General features: G+C 68.7%; 17 protein-coding genes. All 17 read left to right on the top strand.

Annotated features, from left to right (window positions below; translation table 11 throughout):
* The first annotated feature begins 115 nt into the window (after nt 1–115).
* Complete coding sequence (locus tag ACFWI4_RS24030) at nt 116–1,936, top strand: trypsin-like serine protease (RefSeq protein ID WP_387199693.1); 1,821 nt, start codon at nt 116–118, stop codon at nt 1,934–1,936.
* 211 nt (nt 1,937–2,147) lie between these two features.
* Nucleotides 2,148–3,284 carry an LCP family protein gene (locus ACFWI4_RS24035; protein ID WP_387199696.1) on the top strand — a complete coding sequence of 379 codons (1,137 nt, stop codon included), beginning with the start codon at nt 2,148–2,150 and terminating at the stop codon, nt 3,282–3,284.
* 180 nt (nt 3,285–3,464) lie between these two features.
* A complete protein-coding gene (rpmE, locus tag ACFWI4_RS24040) occupies nt 3,465–3,686 on the top strand; it encodes a 50S ribosomal protein L31 (protein ID WP_328553393.1) in 222 nt (73 codons plus the stop codon).
* 171 nt (nt 3,687–3,857) lie between these two features.
* The gene (prfA, locus tag ACFWI4_RS24045; RefSeq protein ID WP_385400116.1) at nt 3,858–4,934 is read left to right on the top strand and encodes a peptide chain release factor 1; all 1,077 of its coding nucleotides are present in this window, start codon (nt 3,858–3,860) and stop codon (nt 4,932–4,934) included.
* 43 nt (nt 4,935–4,977) lie between these two features.
* Nucleotides 4,978–5,823 carry a peptide chain release factor N(5)-glutamine methyltransferase gene (gene prmC / locus ACFWI4_RS24050; protein WP_387199701.1) on the top strand — a complete coding sequence of 282 codons (846 nt, stop codon included), beginning with the start codon at nt 4,978–4,980 and terminating at the stop codon, nt 5,821–5,823.
* A gap of 110 nt (nt 5,824–5,933) precedes the next feature.
* A complete protein-coding gene (locus ACFWI4_RS24055) occupies nt 5,934–6,581 on the top strand; it encodes an L-threonylcarbamoyladenylate synthase (RefSeq protein WP_387199704.1) in 648 nt (215 codons plus the stop codon).
* 52 nt (nt 6,582–6,633) lie between these two features.
* Complete coding sequence (locus ACFWI4_RS24060; RefSeq protein WP_385400107.1) at nt 6,634–7,281, top strand: protein-tyrosine-phosphatase; 648 nt, start codon at nt 6,634–6,636, stop codon at nt 7,279–7,281.
* Between the two features lie 71 nt (nt 7,282–7,352).
* Nucleotides 7,353–8,591, top strand: coding sequence for a serine hydroxymethyltransferase (gene glyA / locus ACFWI4_RS24065; RefSeq protein WP_387199707.1), 1,239 nt, complete (start codon nt 7,353–7,355; stop codon nt 8,589–8,591).
* A gap of 129 nt (nt 8,592–8,720) precedes the next feature.
* Entirely contained in the window at nt 8,721–10,076 is a 1,356-nt protein-coding gene (locus ACFWI4_RS24070) for an MraY family glycosyltransferase (RefSeq protein ID WP_387199710.1), read from the top strand.
* A 294-nt stretch (nt 10,077–10,370) separates the two neighbouring features.
* Nucleotides 10,371–10,808 carry a hypothetical protein gene (locus ACFWI4_RS24075; protein ID WP_385400098.1) on the top strand — a complete coding sequence of 146 codons (438 nt, stop codon included), beginning with the start codon at nt 10,371–10,373 and terminating at the stop codon, nt 10,806–10,808.
* 225 nt (nt 10,809–11,033) lie between these two features.
* Nucleotides 11,034–11,861, top strand: coding sequence for a F0F1 ATP synthase subunit A (atpB, locus tag ACFWI4_RS24080; RefSeq protein ID WP_385400095.1), 828 nt, complete (start codon nt 11,034–11,036; stop codon nt 11,859–11,861).
* Nucleotides 11,862–11,938: 77 nt separating this feature from the next.
* The gene (gene atpE / locus ACFWI4_RS24085) at nt 11,939–12,169 is read left to right on the top strand and encodes an ATP synthase F0 subunit C (protein WP_028804225.1); all 231 of its coding nucleotides are present in this window, start codon (nt 11,939–11,941) and stop codon (nt 12,167–12,169) included.
* Between the two features lie 42 nt (nt 12,170–12,211).
* Nucleotides 12,212–12,754 (top strand): F0F1 ATP synthase subunit B, encoded by a 543-nt coding sequence (locus ACFWI4_RS24090; protein WP_387199714.1) that lies wholly within the window; start codon nt 12,212–12,214, stop codon nt 12,752–12,754.
* The gene (locus tag ACFWI4_RS24095) at nt 12,751–13,572 is read left to right on the top strand and encodes a F0F1 ATP synthase subunit delta (protein WP_385400091.1); all 822 of its coding nucleotides are present in this window, start codon (nt 12,751–12,753) and stop codon (nt 13,570–13,572) included. Before ACFWI4_RS24090 ends, ACFWI4_RS24095 begins: the two co-directional genes overlap by 4 nt.
* A gap of 127 nt (nt 13,573–13,699) precedes the next feature.
* Nucleotides 13,700–15,289 (top strand): F0F1 ATP synthase subunit alpha, encoded by a 1,590-nt coding sequence (gene atpA, locus ACFWI4_RS24100; RefSeq protein ID WP_387199717.1) that lies wholly within the window; start codon nt 13,700–13,702, stop codon nt 15,287–15,289.
* A 21-nt stretch (nt 15,290–15,310) separates the two neighbouring features.
* Nucleotides 15,311–16,225 (top strand): F0F1 ATP synthase subunit gamma, encoded by a 915-nt coding sequence (locus ACFWI4_RS24105; protein WP_387199720.1) that lies wholly within the window; start codon nt 15,311–15,313, stop codon nt 16,223–16,225.
* On the top strand, nt 16,225–17,661 hold the full coding sequence (gene atpD / locus ACFWI4_RS24110; protein ID WP_387199723.1) for a F0F1 ATP synthase subunit beta: 1,437 nt from the start codon (nt 16,225–16,227) through the stop codon (nt 17,659–17,661). Before ACFWI4_RS24105 ends, atpD begins: the two co-directional genes overlap by 1 nt.
* The last annotated feature ends 3 nt before the right edge of the window (nt 17,662–17,664 follow it).

Below are 17,664 nucleotides of genomic sequence, written 5' to 3' on the forward strand. Positions count from 1 at the left end.
CTCGTCACCCAGGTGACGGGGGCGGCCCTTTGCGCTGTCCGGGGCACGTGTACGATCGCGCCTTCGAACTTCTGCTGAATCACATCTGAACTCTTATCTCTGAGGGGGGACTTGAGTGGATACGTCCACGTCCGGGGGCGGTCGGCACAGACGCCGTATACGGATCGCCGTCCCGGTCGCCGCGGCCGGGCTCGCCGCGGTGGTCGCCGGTGCGCTTCTGGTGTCGTCCGCGAACGCCGCGACCGGCCCGGCGGCGCCGTCGCTGCCCGCCGTGCACCTCGCCGGCTCCGTGCCGTCCCAGGCGGTGCTGAAGAAGCGCGTCGAGGGCGCTCTGGCCAGTGACGGCATCGCGGGTCACACGGCCCGGAAGTCCTCCCTGAGCGCCTCCACGACGCCGGCGCACGTCGATCCGAAGATCATCGGTGGTACCACGACCGCCATCACCACGGCTCCGTGGATGGCGCAGCTCTGGTACTACGACGCGGCCAAGGACATCGGCTTCTTCTGCGGCGGCTCCGTCGTCTCCCCGACGAAGATCCTCACCGCCGCGCACTGCACCAAGGACGAGAACGGCAAGACCTACGACTGGGCGGCCAACGGCACGGTCATCACCGGCACGTCCCAGCTGCCGTCCGAGACCAGCCTGAACGGTGGTGTCGCCACCGGGGTCTCGCGCCAGTGGACCCACCCGTCCTTCAGCCCGAGCACCCTCAACAACGACGTCGCGGTCCTCACGCTGTCGACGGCCGTCACCGCCAAGCCGATCCGCATGACGACCTCGGACGACACCGCGTCGTACGCGGCCGGCACCAAGGCGACGCTCTACGGCTGGGGCCGCACCACCTCGACCACGAACGACATCTCCGAGGTACTGAAGACGGCCACGCTGCCCATCAACTCGGACAGCACGTGCAACACGGCCATGCGGTCGGTCCTCGGTGGCGTGGACGCCTTCGTCGAGGGCCACATGATCTGCGCGGGCGCCAAGGCGAGCGGCTCCGACACCGGCACCACCTCTGCCTGCAACGGTGACTCCGGCGGCCCGCTGATCGTCAACGGGCGCATCGTGGGCGTCGTCTCCTGGGGCGTCGACGACTGCGTCACGAAGGGCGCGTACAGCGTCTTCTCGAAGGTCAGCGCCTACGTCGGCGCCGCCTGGCCGCGCGTCGAGGACGCCAACCTGAGCGGCGACCAGAGGGCGGACCTGTGGGTCCGCAGCGCGGCGACCAAGACGGGCTACGAGAAGGACTCCAACGGCACCTCGTTCGGGGCGCGTCAGTCGTGGAGCTCGTGGGACGGCGTGAACGTCGTGCTCCAGACGGACCTCAACCGTGACGGCTACCAGGACTTCGTGGTCCGCGAGAGCGCGAGCGGCGATGTCACCTGGATGCACTGGCTGCCGGCGACGGGGAAGTGGGCCAAGGACAAGCTCTTCACCAACTGGAAGACCCGCACCCGGATCGTCGCCCCCGGCGACCTCACCGGCGACGGTCTGCCCGACATCCTCTCCGTCGACTCCGCCGGAGTGCTGTGGGAGTACCCGGGCAAGGGCAACGGCACCTTCTCCACGCGGGTCCAGGTCGGCACCGGCTGGAACCAGTACAACTCGGTTCGCGGGCACGGCGACTTCACCGGCGACGGCAAGGCCGACCTCATCGTGCGCAGCAAGACCGGCTCGTACATGTACCTGTACAAGGGCACCGGCAAGACCGGCAGCGGAGCCTTCTCCCCCCGCATCAAGGTGCGCACCTGGTCCGGCTACAACGCCTTCGACGCCGTCGGTGACGTGACCGGCGACGGCAAGGCCGACTTCCTGGCCCGCACCCCCGCCGGCACGCTGTACCTGTACCCCGGGACCGGAAAGGCCACCAGCGAGATCTTTGCCACAAGGATCTCGGTCGGTACCGGTTTCGACGCGTACGACATCTTCGGCTGACCTCGCAGGTGAGCGGGGATCTCCCCGCTCAGGCCGATCACGCAGAGTGCCCATCGCTTCACGCGGTGGGCACTTTTCGTCGTGCAACCCTTTCCCGAGTTTCCCCGTCTGACCGTACGGAGTGACCATGGAGCGGTACGCCTCGTCACGACCAGATGGGCCTGGCCCTGAAAGCAGGGGGTAACCGACCGCAAAGCGACCGAGGAGCCATATGCCTGCCGAGAGCACGCCGGAGCCCGTCATACCGGGCGACCCGGGCAACAACACCCCGCGCCGCCCCGACGGCGGCCGCCGCAAGCCCCGCAGCCCGCGGCGCAAGGCCCTGATGATCACGGCCTGGACCGCGGCGGGTGTCGTGGCGCTCGGCGGCGCCGGAGCCGGGTACCTGTTCTTCAAGCTCAACGGCAACCTGAAGAGCGTCGACATCAACCAGGCGCTCGGCAGCGACCGGCCGCTGAAGGTCGACAACGGCTCGGAGAACATCCTGGTCCTCGGCTCCGACAGCCGCTCCGGCACGAACAAGAAGCTGGGCGGCGGCGCCGACGACGGCAGCGCCCGCTCGGACACCGCGATGATCGTCCACGTGTACAAGGGCCACAAGCGGGCCAGTGTGGTCTCCATCCCCCGTGACACCCTCGTCGCGCGGCCCTCCTGCACCGACTCCAAGGGCACCGTCCACGGCGCGGTCTCCGGCGCGATGTTCAATTCCGCCTACTCCACCGGCGGCGCGGCCTGCGCGGTGAAGACCGTCGAGTCCATGACCGGCATCCGCATGGACCACTACATCGAGATCGACTTCAGCGGCTTCCAGAAGCTGGTCGACGACCTCGGCGGGGTCACGGTCACCACGACCAAGGCGATCTCCGACCACGAGAGCCATCTGCGTCTGGCCGCCGGATCGCACACCTTGAACGGCAAGCAGGCGCTCGGCCTGGTCCGCACCCGGCACGGCGTGGGCGACGGGAGCGACCTCGGCCGCATCCAGCTCCAGCAGGCCTTCATGAAGGCCCTCGTCGGCCAGGTCAAGCACATCGGGCTGCTGTCCAACCCGAAAAAGCTGTACGACCTCGCCGACACCGCGACCAGGACGGTGACCACCGACTCCGACATCGGCAGCGTCACCGACCTCGCCTCCTTCGCCGGCGGCCTCAAGGGCATCGGCGCGTCCCACATGAACATGGTGACGATGCCCGTCCAGTACGACCCCGCCGACGGCAACCGTGTCCTGGTCGACAAGGCCAAGGCCGAGCTGGTCTGGAAGGCGCTCAAGGCCGACAGGCCGATCCCGAGGGCCGCCACCCAGGGAACCGCCACCGGCACCGCGAAGGGCGTCGTCAGCCCCGGCTGACCCGCGTGCGGGCCCCTCGCAGGCGGCGCGTCGGCCCCGCGCGGCCCCGGGGGAATAGATCGCCGCGTCCCCCCGTTTTGGGGGATACGGCCAGTCCTGGCAGACTGGTACGTCGGCCCCGGTTCACGCATCCGCATCCAGCGGCGGCGACCCGGTGCCCTCCCGAAACTAGGAGACACCTTGAAGCGCGACATCCACCCCGAGTACGTCGAGACGCAGGTCAGCTGCACCTGTGGCGCGTCGTTCACCACCCGCAGCACGATCTCCAGCGGCACCGTCCGTGCCGAGGTCTGCTCCGAGTGCCACCCGTTCTACACGGGCAAGCAGAAGATCCTCGACACCGGTGGCCGTGTGGCCCGCTTCGAGGCCCGCTTCGGCAAGGCTGCCGCTGCCAGCAAGTAGCGAGCCCACAGCGCCGGTCTTCGGCGTCTCCCGCACGGGGGACGCCGGGACCGGCGCTTTGCGGTCCAGCCCCCTCCCCGGGCTCTCGACACGGTCGAGCAGGGGAACCCCACGCCGTACCTACGTCCCCGGGCCCTTCCCGGAACCGGGGACAGTCCATTGGAGCCGGAGATGTTCGAGGCGGTCGAGGAACTGATCGGCGAGCACGCCGATCTGGAGCAGAAGCTCGCTGACCCGTCGGTCCACGCCGACCAGGCCAACGCGCGCAAGCTCAACAAGCGCTACGCCGAGCTGACCCCGATCGTCGCGACGTACCGCTCCTGGAAGCAGACCGGGGACGACATCGGCACGGCCAAGGAGCTCGCCGCCGACGACCCCGACTTCGCCGCCGAGGTCAAGGACCTGGAGAAGCAGCGCGAGGAGCTCACCGAGAAGCTCCGCCTGCTGCTGGTCCCGCGCGACCCGAGCGACGACAAGGACGTCATCCTGGAGATCAAGGCCGGCGCCGGCGGCGACGAGTCCGCCCTGTTCGCCGGTGACCTCCTGCGCATGTACCTGCGCTACGCCGAGCGCATCGGCTGGAAGACCGAGATCATCGACGCCACCGAGTCCGAGCTCGGCGGCTACAAGGACGTCCAGGTCGCCGTGAAGACCAAGGGCGGCCAGGGTGCGACCGAGCCCGGCCAGGGCGTCTGGGCCCGGCTGAAGTACGAGGGCGGCGTGCACCGCGTGCAGCGCGTGCCCTCCACCGAGTCGCAGGGCCGTATCCACACCTCCGCCGCCGGCGTGCTCGTCACGCCCGAGGCCGAGGAGGTCGAGGTCGAGATCCTCGCGAACGACCTGCGGATCGACGTCTACCGCTCCTCGGGCCCCGGCGGCCAGTCCGTCAACACGACCGACTCCGCGGTGCGCATCACGCACATTCCCACCGGAGTCGTCGCATCCTGCCAGAACGAGAAGAGCCAGCTTCAGAACAAGGAGCAGGCGATGCGTATCCTGCGCTCCAGGCTCCTCGCGGCGGCACAGGAGGAAGCGGAGCGGGAAGCCTCCGACGTCCGCCGCAGCCAGGTCCGCACGGTCGACCGCTCCGAGAAGATCCGTACGTACAACTTCCCGGAGAATCGCATCTCGGACCACCGCGTCGGCTTCAAGGCGTACAACTTGGACCAGGTCCTCGACGGAGAGCTCGACGCCGTCATCCAGGCCTGCGTCGACGCGGACTCGGCCGCCAAGCTCGCCGCCGCGTAACCACCGCACGACCCACGACAACAGCTCAGCCCGGAGGACCAGCGTGAACCTGCTGCTCGCGGAAGTGGCCCAGGCCACCCAGCGGCTGGCCGACGCCGGCGTGCCCTCGCCGCGCAACGACGCGGAGGAGCTCGCCGCCTTCGTGCACGGCGTGAAGCGGGGCGAGCTGCACACCGTCAAGGACGTGGACTTCGACGCCCGCTACTGGGAGGTGACCGCGCGCCGCGAGGCCCGCGAGCCGCTCCAGCACATCACCGGGCGCGCCTACTTCCGCTATCTCGAACTCCAGGTGGGGCCCGGCGTCTTCGTGCCCCGCCCGGAGACCGAGTCGGTCGTGGGCTGGGCCATAGACGCCGTCCGCGCGATGGACGTCGTCGAACCGCTGATCGTCGACCTGTGCACCGGCTCAGGCGCCATCGCGCTCGCCCTCGCCCAGGAGGTCCCGCGCTCCCGCGTCCACGCCGTGGAGCTGTCCGAGGACGCCCTCCGGTGGACGCGCAAGAACGTCGAGGGGTCCAGGGTCGACCTGCGCCAGGGAGACGCCCTGACGTCGTTCACCGACCTCGACGGCCAGGTGGACCTGGTGATCTCCAACCCGCCGTACATCCCGCTCACCGAATGGGAGTACGTACAGCCCGAGGCCCGGGACTACGACCCCGAGCTCGCCCTGTTCTCCGGCGAGGACGGACTCGACCTCATCCGCGGCATCGAGCGCACCGCGCACCGGCTGCTGCGCCCCGGCGGCGTCGTCGTCATCGAGCACGCCGACACCCAGGGCGGACAGGTGCCGTGGATCTTCACCGAGGAGCGGGGCTGGGCCGACGCGGCCGACCACCCGGACCTCAACAACCGGCCGCGGTTCGCGACCGCCCGCAAGGCGATGCCGTGAGCACGGCACCCACGGCCGGGGCGCGCGGCGCCGTCGCGCGCACCGCGTCCCCCCGCATCGCGTTTCTTCGCACCCCCAGCCAGCAGTACGTGTATGAGGAGGCCCGCTAAATGGCACGGCGATACGACACCAACGACGCGACCGACCGCACGACAGGTCTGCGTGAGGCGGCGTCCGCCGTCCGCCGTGGCGAACTGGTGGTCCTCCCCACCGACACCGTCTACGGCATCGGCGCCGACGCGTTCAGCTCCGAGGCCGTCGCCGACCTGCTCGACGCCAAGGGCCGGGGCCGCAACATGCCCACCCCCGTCCTCATCGGCTCCCCGAACACCCTGCACGGCCTCGTCACGGACTTCTCCGAGATGGCCTGGGAGCTCGTCGACGCGTTCTGGCCGGGCGCCCTGACCCTCGTCGCCAAGCACCAGCCCTCGCTCCAGTGGGACCTGGGGGACACCCGGGGCACGGTGGCGATCCGTATGCCGCTGCACCCCGTCGCCATCGAGCTGCTGACCGAGGTCGGCCCGATGGCCGTCTCCTCCGCCAACCTCACGGGCCACCCCTCCCCGGAGACCTGCGACGCCGCCCAGGACATGCTCGGCGACTCCGTCTCGGTCTACCTGGACGGCGGCCCGACCCCCGGCAACGTGCCCTCCTCGATCGTCGACGTCACCGGCAAGGTGCCCGTCCTGCTGCGCGCGGGCGCCCTGTCGGGCGAGGAGCTCCGGAAGGTCGTACCCGACCTCGAGGTGGCGAATTGACAGCCCCCGAGCCCTCCGGGCTCCCGGCTCGGTCCGAGCAGGGAGCATCCCCATGCGTGGCATAGGCACGGGGATCACCGGGACCGGCGGATCCCCCAGCGGGTCCTTCCGCATCCTCCACGTCAGCACCGGCAACGTGTGCCGCTCGCCGATCACCGAGCGGCTGACCCGGCATGCCCTGGCCGACCGGCTGGGCGACCCCCTGTGGGGCGGGCTCATCGTGGAGAGCGCCGGCACCTGGGGCCACGAGGGCGCGCCCATGGAGGCCAACGCGGCGACCGTCCTGACCGACTTCGGCGCGGACCCCTCGGGCTTCGTCGGGCGCGAGCTCCTCGACGACCACGTCATCCGCGCCGACCTGGTCCTGACGGCCACCCGCGACCACCGTGCCCAGGTCATCTCCATGGGGCACTCCGCGGGGCTGCGCACCTTCACCCTCAAGGAGTTCACCCGGCTGGTGCGCGCGATAGACACCGCGACCCTGCCGCCCCTCCAGGACGGCGTGGTCGAGCGGGCCGTCGCCCTGGTGCGGGCCGCCGCGGCGCTGCGCGGCTGGCTGCTGGCCCCCACCGCGGAGGCCGACGAGGTGTACGACCCCTACGGGGCGCCCCTGCCGTTCTTCCGGTCCATCGGCGACGAGATCAACGAGGCGCTCGATCCCGTCGTCACCGCTCTGACGGGGGTACCCGCGCGGACGTGACACCGGGCGTGGCACCGGTCCCGGTCCTACATTGGACATAAGCGTCCCCCCGCAGATGTCCGGAGTCCACCATGCCGGTCGCCACCATGCCCGAAGAGGATGTACTGAGCCGTCAGGACCCCGAGCTCGCGGAGATCCTGAACGGTGAGCTGGACCGGCAGTCGACCACGCTCCAGCTGATCGCGGCCGAGAACTTCACGTCACCCGCCGTGCTGGCCGCGCTCGGCTCGCCGCTGGCGAACAAGTACGCCGAGGGGTATCCCGGCGCCCGCCACCACGGCGGCTGCGAGATCGTCGACGTCGCCGAGCGGATCGCCGTCGACCGCGCCAAGGCCCTCTTCGGCGCCGATCACGCCAACGTCCAGTCCCACTCCGGCAGTTCGGCCGTTCTGGCCGCGTACGCCGCCCTGCTGCGCCCCGGTGACACCGTTCTGGCGATGGGCCTGCCCTTCGGCGGGCACCTCACCCACGGGTCGCCCGCGAACTTCTCCGGCCGCTGGTTCGACTTCGTCGGCTACGGCGTCGAGGCGGAGTCGGGGCTGATCGACTACGAGCAGGTGCGCACCCTGGCCCGCACCCGCCGTCCCAAGGCGGTCGTCTGCGGGTCGATCTCGTATCCCCGGCACATCGACTACGCGCTGTTCCGGGAGATCGCCGACGAGGTCGGCGCCTATCTCATCGCGGACGCCGCCCACCCGATCGGGCTGGTCGCCGGGGGAGCGGCGCCGAACCCGGTGCCGTACGCCGACATCGTGTGCGCCACCACGCACAAGGTGCTGCGCGGTCCGCGCGGCGGCATGCTCCTGTGCGGCGGCGAACTGGCCGAGCGGGTCGACCGGGCCGTGTTCCCGTTCACCCAGGGCGGGGCGCAGATGAACACCATCGCGGCCAAGGCCGTCGCGTTCGGCGAGGCGGCGACCCCGGCCTTCACGGCGTACGTGCGTCAGGTGACCGCCAACGCGCGGGTGCTGGCCGCGGGTCTGGAGGCGGAGGGGCTCGCGGTCACCACCGGCGGCACCGACACGCATCTGCTGGTCGCGGATCCGGTGCCGCTCGGTGTCGACGGACGGACCGCGCGGGGCCGGCTGGCCGCGGCCGGTATGGTCCTCGACACCTGTGCGCTGCCTCACGGCGACACCCGGGGCCTCAGGCTCGGCACCGCGGCGCTGACCACCCAGGGGATGGGCGAGCCGGAGATGGCACGGGTCGCGGCCCTGTTCGCGGGGGTGCTGCGGGACGAGGTCGACAGCCGGGCCGCACGGGACGAGGTGCGGGAATTGACCGGTAGATTTCCTCCTTATCCGGACTGACCGGGGGTACGCGTACCGGACCGCACAGCCACACGTGCAACCATCGTCGCTACCCGAAAGTCCTCAACCATATGCGTGCATCGCTAGGGTGTGGGGCTGTGATGGCCAGCGAGACCTGTGGGGAAGCCCGTGCGTGAATACCTGCTGACGCTCTGCATCACGGCCGCGGTGACGTACCTGCTGACAGGGCCGGTACGGAAATTCGCGATCGTGGCCGGAGCCATGCCGGAAATCAGGGCGCGCGACGTGCACCGTGAACCCACGCCGCGGCTCGGCGGCATCGCGATGTTCTTCGGGCTGTGCGCCGGCCTGCTGGTCGCCGACCACCTGAAGAACCTGAACGCGGTCTTCTCGAACTCGAACGAACCGCGCGCCCTGCTCTCCGGTGCCGCGCTGATCTGGCTGATCGGCGTCCTGGACGACAAGTTCGAGATCGACGCCCTGATCAAGCTGGGCGGCCAGATGATCGCCGCCGGTGTGATGGTCATGCAGGGTCTGACGATCCTGTGGCTGCCGATCCCCGGCGTCGGGCTGGTCGCGCTGACCCAGTGGCAGGGCACGCTGCTGACGGTGGCGCTCGTCGTCATCACCATCAACGCGGTCAACTTCGTGGACGGTCTCGACGGACTGGCCGCCGGCATGGTGTGCATCGCGTCCGCCGCGTTCTTCCTGTACGCCTACCGGATCTGGTACTCGTACGGCATCGAGGCCGCCGCCCCGGCCACGCTGTTCGCGGCGATCCTGATGGGCATGTGCCTGGGCTTCCTGCCGCACAACATGCACCCCGCGCGGATCTTCATGGGCGACTCGGGCTCGATGCTCATCGGTCTGGTGCTGGCCGCCGGCGCGATCTCCATCACCGGGCAGATCGACCCCGACGTGATGAACCTCTTCTCCGGTTCCGAACGCAACACCGTGCACCAGACCGTGCCGGTGTTCATCCCGCTGCTGCTGCCACTGACGATCATCGCGATCCCGGCCGCCGACCTGGTGCTGGCGATCGTGCGGCGCACCTGGCGCGGGCAGTCGCCGTTCGCCGCCGACCGGGGGCATCTGCACCACCGCCTCCTGGAGGTCGGCCACTCGCACAGCCGCGCGGTCCTGATCATGTACTTCTGGTCGGCCCTGATCGCCTTCGGCGCTCTGGCGTACTCGGTCAACTCCGGCGCCATGTGGAGCGTGCTCGCCATCGCGGCGCTCAGCGCCGTCGGCCTCGTACTGCTCCTGCTGCCGCGCTTCACGCCGCGCGCCCCGCGCTGGGCGGAGCACCTCCTGCCGCCCCGCTACAGGCGCCGCAGGGCCGCCGCGGCGGCCGCCCAGGACGTCGCCCCCGTGACCCACGAGGCGGCCTCGGCGAGCGAGCCGGACGGGGCGCGTGAGCACCGTGCTCCGGCCGCGGCGGGAGTCTCGGGAGTCAACGGAGCGACGGCGATCGGCGCCCGTCCGCGCCTGCTCGACCGGCGCGAGGCCGAGTCCTCGCGCTGAGCCGAAGGTAAGAATCTGACTAACGCGTGACCAAATCGTGGGGGAGTAAAGCGTCCCAATACCAGACAAAGGGACGCTTGAAATGCACAGACGCGCAGCATCACTCTCATGTGTGACAGTCAGCACACCAACCAGGTAAAGACCTCATCAAATAGTTTGTGATACGGTTCACGAGAACCCAGGGCAGAGCCGAAGGACCCCTGAACGACGGTCCTTTGGCGTGAGGTTCTCTCTCGGCCCGGGACTACGCTCGTCCATGACGACACGCCCCCCTTAGCAAGCGGAGTTGCCGCCATGCCGTCCAATGACGCCCGGATCCTCCTTCAGGCCGCTGTACCCACAGCTGCCGTCGGCGCGATTGCCGCCGTCGTCAGCGGTGTGGTCGCCGGCGGCAAGGGAGCGCTCGGGGCGATCGTCGCGACGCTGGTCGTGATTCTGTTCATGGGGCTGGGCCTCTACGTCCTGCAGCGCACTGCCAAATCGCTTCCGCACTTGTTCCAGGCGATGGGCCTCTTGCTCTACACGGCACAGATTCTTCTGCTCTTCATCTTTGTCGCCGTGTTCAAGAACACCTCGCTGTTCAATCCCAAGTCCTTCGCGCTCACCCTGGTCGTCACCACCCTCGTGTGGATCGGCGCCCAGGCGCGTGCCCATATGAAGGCCAAGATCCTCTACGTCGAACCCGACTCCTCGAAGGCCGAAAAGCCCGAGAACAAGGGGCACTCGTCGTGAGGGGTAGGGCCGGGATAAGTGCACGTAGGAGATCCTGCTATCGTCCGGTGCCAACTGCGGCATCGCGGGCGCGGGCATCTGAGCTGACGCCTGTTCGATCGCGAGGCTTGATGCCCCTCTGCCGCCCCCACATCCGTAACACCAGTCCAGTGCCGAACCGCGGCTGCGCGCCGCGCCGACACAACGAGGTTGCCGTACCTATGCGCCACGCTGAAGGAGCCCGCGGTGAGTGCTGACCCGACGCAGGTGCTCGCTTTCGAGACCGACTGCCACATCTTCGAGAACAACGGTTGTGGCTTCCCGGCACCCGGCCTGCACTCGTTCCTGTTCAAGCCTCTCTGGGGCGACGGGGACAGCAACTTGTACTTCAACAAGACGATGCTCCTGGCGCTGCTCGGCTCGCTCGTCGTCGTCGCCTTCTTCTGGGCCGCCTTCCGCAAGCCGAAGGTCGTCCCGGGCAAGCTCCAGATGGTGGCCGAGACCGGCTACGACTTCATCCGGCGCGGCGTCGTCTACGAGACGATCGGCAAGAAGGAAGGCGAGAAGTACGTCCCGCTGGTCGTCTCGCTGTTCTTCTTCATCTGGATGATGAACCTCTGGTCGATCATTCCGGTCGCCCAGTTCCCGGTCACGGCGATCATCTCGTACCCCGCGGTACTGGCCGGCATCGTCTACATCGTCTGGGTGTCCCTGACGTTCAAGCGCCACGGATTCGTCGGAGCGTTCAAGAACTTCAGCGGCTACGACAAGTCGCTCGGCCCGGTTCTCCCACTGGCCATGTTCATCGAGCTGCTCTCGAACCTGATCGTCCGGCCGTTCACGCACGCGGTGCGACTCTTCGCGAACATGTTCGCGGGTCACACGCTGCTGCTGCTGTTCACGATCGCCACCTGGTACCTGCTCAACGGTCTCGGGATCGTCTACTCCGGCGTCTCGTTCATCATGGTCATCGTCATGACGGCCTTCGAGCTGTTCATCCAGGCCCTGCAGGCGTACGTGTTCGTGCTGCTGACCTGCACCTTCATCCAGGGCGCGCTGGCCGAGCACCACTGAGCGGCTCCCGCTCCCCCGACCCCTCAGTCGTCCGGTGGCCAACCCCCACCGGTCCGTAAAGAAAAGGAAGAACTGGCATGTCCCAGACCCTTGCCGCTGTCTCCGGCTCGCTCGGCTCGATCGGTTACGGCCTCGCGGCCATCGGCCCCGGCGTCGGCGTCGGCATCATCTTCGGTAACGGCACCCAGGCTCTCGCCCGTCAGCCCGAGGCCGCCGGTCTGATCCGCGCCAACCAGATCCTCGGCTTCGCCTTCTGTGAGGCGCTCGCCCTCATCGGTCTGGTCATGCCGTTCGTCTACGGCACCTGATCCACCCGATCAGCGACAGCCCACTAGACGAAAGGCACTGACATGAGCCACATGCTCATTCTGGCGGCCGAGAAGGAAAACCCTCTCATCCCGCCGATTCCCGAGCTTGTCATCGGCCTGCTCGCCTTCGTCATCGTCTTCGGCTTCCTGGCCTGGAAGCTTCTCCCGAACATCAACACGGTTCTGGAGCAGCGTCGCGAGGCCATCGAGGGCGGTATCGAAAAGGCCGAGGCCGCGCAGACCGAGGCCCAGAGCGTGCTCGAGCAGTACAAGGCTCAGCTCGCCGAGGCCCGTCACGAGGCCGCGCGCCTGCGCCAGGACGCACAGGAGCAGGGCGCCACGCTCATCGCCGAGATGCGCGCGGAAGGCCAGCGGCAGCGCGACGAGATCGTCGCCGCCGGTCACACGCAGATCGAGGCCGACCGCAAGGCCGCCGCGCAGTCGCTGCGTCAGGACGTCGGCACGCTTGCCACCGACCTGGCCGGCAAGCTCGTCGGCGAGTCCCTCGAGGACCACGCCCGCCAGAGCCGCGTCATCGACCGTTTCCTCTCCGAGCTTGAGGAGAAGGCCGAGGCGGCTCGATGACTGCACACGGAGCGAGCCGCGAGGCAACCGCAGCCGCACGTGAGCGTCTCGACGCGCTGACGGACTCGACGTCCGTGGACGCGGCCCGTCTCGCCGACGAGCTGGCCGCGGTCACCACGCTGCTCCACCGCGAGGTGTCGCTGCGTCGGGTCCTCACCGACCCGGCGCAGCCCGGCGAGGCCAAGGCCGAGCTGGTCCAGCGCCTGATCGGCGGCCAGGTCGGCGGCAGCGCCGCGGACCTGGTGTCCGGCATGGTGCGTTCCCGCTGGTCGCAGCCCCGCGACCTGGTGGACGCGCTGGAGGAACTCACCGCCACCGCCGACCTCACGGCGGCGCAGCGGACGGGCGCGCTCGACGACGTCGAGGACGAGCTGTTCCGCTTCGGCCGGATCGTCGCCTCGAACACCGAGCTGCGCGCCGCGCTGACCGACCGGGCCGCCACCACGGCGGCCAAGAGCGAGCTGCTGCGCAGCCTGCTCGGCGGCCGGGCCGACGTGACGACCGAGCGTCTGGTGACGCGCCTCGTGACCGCACCCCGCGGACGTAGCCTGGAAGCGGGACTCGAGTCCCTGTCCAAGCTCGCCGCCGAGCGTCGCGACCGCATGGTCGCCGTGGTCACCTCCGCGGTGCCGCTGAGCGACGGACAGAAGCAGCGCCTCGGCGCCGCCCTGGCCAAGCTCTACGGCCGTCCGATGCACCTCAACCTCGACGTGGACCCCGATGTCCTCGGCGGGATCCGGGTGCAGGTCGGCGACGAGGTCATCAACGGCTCCATCGCGGACCGTCTCGAGGACGCCGCCCGCCGCATGGCGAGCTAGCAAACACACAAGCAGTACGCAATTACGGCCCTGGTTGGGCCGTGCAGAGGATTCACCTCTCATCGGGGGGAGTCCCCATCCCCCCAAAGTGAAACTTCGGGCCCAACAAGGAGAGCAGGGAACCCAGATGGCGGAGCTCACGATCCGGCCGGAGGAGATCCGGGACGCACTGGAGAACTTTGTCCAGTCGTACCAGCCGGACGCGGCCTCGCGCGAGGAGGTCGGTACGGTCACCGTCGCCGGCGACGGTATCGCCAAGATCGAGGGTCTTCCCTCGGCCATGGCGAACGAGCTGCTGAAGTTCGAGGACGGAACCCTCGGCCTCGCGCTGAACCTGGAAGAGCGCGAGATCGGTGCGGTCATCCTCGGCGAGTTCAGCGGTATCGAAGAGGGCCAGCCGGTGCAGCGCACCGGTGAGGTGCTGTCCGTCGCCGTGGGCGAGGGCTACCTCGGCCGCGTCGTCGACCCGCTCGGCAACCCGATCGACGGCCTCGGCGAGATCGAGACGTCCGGCCGCCGCGCCCTCGAGCTGCAGGCCCCCGGCGTCATGGTCCGCAAGTCGGTCCACGAGCCGATGGAGACGGGCTACAAGGCCGTCGACGCGATGACCCCGATCGGCCGTGGCCAGCGTCAGCTGATCATCGGCGACCGTCAGACCGGCAAGACCGCGCTGGCCGTCGACACGATCATCAACCAGCGCGACAACTGGCGCTCGGGCGACACGAAGAAGCAGGTCCGCTGCATCTACGTCGCCATCGGCCAGAAGGGTTCGACCATCGCCTCCGTGCGTGGCGCCCTGGAAGAGGCCGGCGCGCTGGAGTACACGACCATCGTCGCCGCCCCGGCGTCCGACCCGGCCGGCTTCAAGTACCTTGCGCCGTACACCGGTTCGGCCATCGGCCAGCAGTGGATGTACGAGGGCAAGCACGTCCTCATCATCTTCGACGACCTCTCGAAGCAGGCCGACGCCTACCGCGCCGTGTCCCTGCTGCTCCGCCGCCCGCCGGGCCGCGAGGCCTACCCCGGCGACGTCTTCTACCTGCACTCCCGTCTGCTGGAGCGCTGCGCGAAGCTCTCCGACGACCTGGGCGCCGGTTCGATGACGGGTCTGCCGATCGTCGAGACCAAGGCGAACGACGTGTCGGCGTTCATCCCGACCAACGTCATCTCCATCACCGACGGCCAGTGCTTCCTGGAGTCCGACCTGTTCAACGCCGGCCAGCGTCCGGCCCTGAACGTCGGTATCTCGGTCTCCCGCGTCGGTGGCTCCGCCCAGCACAAGGCGATGAAGCAGGTCTCCGGCCGTCTTCGCCTCGACCTGGCCCAGTACCGCGAGCTGGAGGCGTTCGCCGCCTTCGGTTCCGACCTGGACGCCGCGTCGAAGTCGCAGCTGGAGCGCGGTCAGCGTCTGGTCGAGCTGCTCAAGCAGGCTCAGTACCAGCCGATGCCGACCGAGGACCAGGTCGTCTCCGTGTGGTCCGCGACCACCGGCAAGATGGACGACGTCCCGGTCGCCGACATCCGCCGCTTCGAGAAGGAGCTCCTGGAGTACCTGCACCGCAAGGAGCAGGGCCTCATGACCTCCATCAAGGAGGGCGGCAAGATGTCGGACGACACGCTCACCGCCATCGCCGACGGCATCACGGAGTTCAAGAAGCAGTTCGAGACCTCGGACGGGAAGCTTCTCGGCGAGGACGCTCCGGCCGCCGCCAAGTGACGTAAGGAAGGGACCTGACTCATGGGAGCCCAGCTCCGGGTCTACAAGCGTCGCATCCGATCCGTCACCGCGACCAAGAAGATCACCAAGGCGATGGAGATGATCGCCGCCTCGCGCGTCGTCAAGGCGCAGCGCAAGGTGGCGGCCTCCACGCCGTACGCGACCGAGCTCACCCGCGCGGTCACGGCGGTCGGCACCGGCTCGAACACCAAGCACCCGCTGACCACGGAGGCGGAGACGGCGACCCGTTCCGCGGTTCTGCTCCTCACGAGCGACCGCGGACTGGCCGGCGCCTTCAACTCCAACGCCATCAAGGCGGCGGAGCAGCTGACCGCCCGTCTCGAGGCCGAGGGCAAGGAGGTCGACACGTACATCGTCGGCCGCCGCGGTCTGGCCCACTACAACTTCCGCGAGCGCAAGGTCGTGGAATCGTGGTCGGGCTTCACCGACGAGCCCACGTACGCGGACGCGAAGAAGGTCGCGGGTCCGCTGATCGAGGCCATCGAGAAGGACACGGCCGACGGCGGCGTGGATGAACTCCACATCGTCTACACCGAGTTCGTCTCGATGATGACGCAGACGGCCATCGACGGCCGGCTGCTGCCGCTTCGCCTCGAAGAGGTGGCGGAGGAGGCGCCCGAGGGCGAGATCCTTCCGCTGTACGAGTTCGAGCCGTCGGCGGAGGACGTCCTTGACGCCCTTCTGCCGCGCTACGTCGAGAGCCGTATCTACAACGCGCTGCTCCAGTCGGCTGCTTCCAAGCACGCCGCCACGCGCCGCGCGATGAAGTCGGCGACCGACAACGCGGGAGACCTGATCAACACGCTCTCCCGACTTGCCAACGCGGCCCGCCAGGCCGAAATCACCCAGGAAATCAGCGAGATCGTCGGCGGCTCCGCAGCCCTTGCCGACGCGACCGCGGGGAGTGACAAGTAATGACGACGACTTCTGAGACGGCCGTTGCCACGGGCCGCGTCGCCCGGGTCATCGGCCCGGTCGTCGACGTGGAGTTCCCCGTCGACGCGATGCCGGACATCTACAACGCCCTTCACGTCGAGGTGGCCGACCCGGCCAACGCCGGCGAGAAGAAGACGCTGACCCTGGAAGTCGCCCAGCACCTGGGTGACGGACTGGTCCGCACGATCTCCATGCAGCCCACCGACGGTCTGGTCCGCCAGGCCGCCGTCACCGACACGGGCGCGGGCATCAGCGTCCCCGTCGGCGACTTCACCAAGGGCAAGGTGTTCAACACCCTCGGTGAGGTGCTGAACTCGGACGAGAAGTACACGGGCGAGCGCTGGTCCATCCACCGCAAGGCCCCGCGCTTCGACGAGCTCGAGTCGAAGACCGAGATGTTCGAGACCGGCGTCAAGGTCATCGACCTTCTCACCCCGTACGTCAAGGGTGGAAAGATCGGTCTGTTCGGTGGTGCCGGCGTCGGCAAGACGGTGCTCATCCAGGAGATGATCTACCGCGTCGCCAACAACCACGACGGTGTCTCCGTGTTCGCCGGTGTCGGCGAGCGCACGCGTGAGGGCAACGACCTCATCGAGGAGATGGCGGACTCGGGCGTCATCGACAAGACCGCCCTTGTCTTCGGCCAGATGGACGAGCCCCCGGGCACCCGTCTGCGCGTGGCCCTCGCGGGTCTGACCATGGCGGAGTACTTCCGCGATGTGCAGAAGCAGGACGTGCTGTTCTTCATCGACAACATCTTCCGCTTCACGCAGGCCGGTTCCGAGGTCTCGACCCTGCTCGGCCGTATGCCCTCCGCGGTGGGTTACCAGCCGAACCTGGCCGACGAGATGGGTCTCCTCCAGGAGCGCATCACCTCGACCCGCGGTCACTCGATCACCTCGATGCAGGCGATCTACGTCCCCGCGGACGACCTGACCGACCCGGCCCCGGCCACCACGTTCGCCCACCTCGACGCGACGACGGTTCTCTCCCGTCCGATCTCCGAGAAGGGCATCTACCCGGCCGTGGACCCGCTGGACTCCACGTCCCGCATCCTGGACCCCCGCTACATCGCGGCGGACCACTACGCGACCGCGATGCGCGTCAAGTCGGTTCTGCAGAAGTACAAGGACCTTCAGGACATCATCGCGATCCTCGGTATCGACGAGCTGGGCGAGGAGGACAAGCTCACCGTCCACCGTGCCCGTCGTGTGGAGCGCTTCCTGTCCCAGAACACCCACGTCGCCAAGCAGTTCACCGGCGTCGACGGGTCGGACGTCCCGCTGGACGAGTCGATCGTGGCCTTCAACGCGATCATCGACGGCGAGTACGACCACTTCCCGGAGCAGGCGTTCTTCCTCTGCGGTGGCATTGAGGACCTCAAGGCCAACGCCAAGGAGCTCGGCGTCTCCTGAACC

Source organism: Streptomyces sp. NPDC127038, from assembly GCF_042725875.1.
In the GTDB taxonomy this organism is placed as follows: domain Bacteria; phylum Actinomycetota; class Actinomycetes; order Streptomycetales; family Streptomycetaceae; genus Streptomyces.

Coding starts and splice junctions, on each gene's coding strand:
- atpA (WP_387199717.1), top strand. CDS start 13,700: ATGGCGGAGCTCACGATCCGGCCGGAGGAGATCCGGGACGCACTGGAG.
- atpD (WP_387199723.1), top strand. CDS start 16,225: ATGACGACGACTTCTGAGACGGCCGTTGCCACGGGCCGCGTCGCCCGG.
- ACFWI4_RS24095 (WP_385400091.1), top strand. CDS start 12,751: ATGACTGCACACGGAGCGAGCCGCGAGGCAACCGCAGCCGCACGTGAG.
- glyA (WP_387199707.1), top strand. CDS start 7,353: ATGCCGGTCGCCACCATGCCCGAAGAGGATGTACTGAGCCGTCAGGAC.
- atpE (WP_028804225.1), top strand. CDS start 11,939: ATGTCCCAGACCCTTGCCGCTGTCTCCGGCTCGCTCGGCTCGATCGGT.
- ACFWI4_RS24075 (WP_385400098.1), top strand. CDS start 10,371: ATGCCGTCCAATGACGCCCGGATCCTCCTTCAGGCCGCTGTACCCACA.
- ACFWI4_RS24105 (WP_387199720.1), top strand. CDS start 15,311: ATGGGAGCCCAGCTCCGGGTCTACAAGCGTCGCATCCGATCCGTCACC.
- ACFWI4_RS24035 (WP_387199696.1), top strand. CDS start 2,148: ATGCCTGCCGAGAGCACGCCGGAGCCCGTCATACCGGGCGACCCGGGC.
- prfA (WP_385400116.1), top strand. CDS start 3,858: ATGTTCGAGGCGGTCGAGGAACTGATCGGCGAGCACGCCGATCTGGAG.
- ACFWI4_RS24060 (WP_385400107.1), top strand. CDS start 6,634: ATGCGTGGCATAGGCACGGGGATCACCGGGACCGGCGGATCCCCCAGC.
- ACFWI4_RS24090 (WP_387199714.1), top strand. CDS start 12,212: ATGAGCCACATGCTCATTCTGGCGGCCGAGAAGGAAAACCCTCTCATC.
- ACFWI4_RS24055 (WP_387199704.1), top strand. CDS start 5,934: ATGGCACGGCGATACGACACCAACGACGCGACCGACCGCACGACAGGT.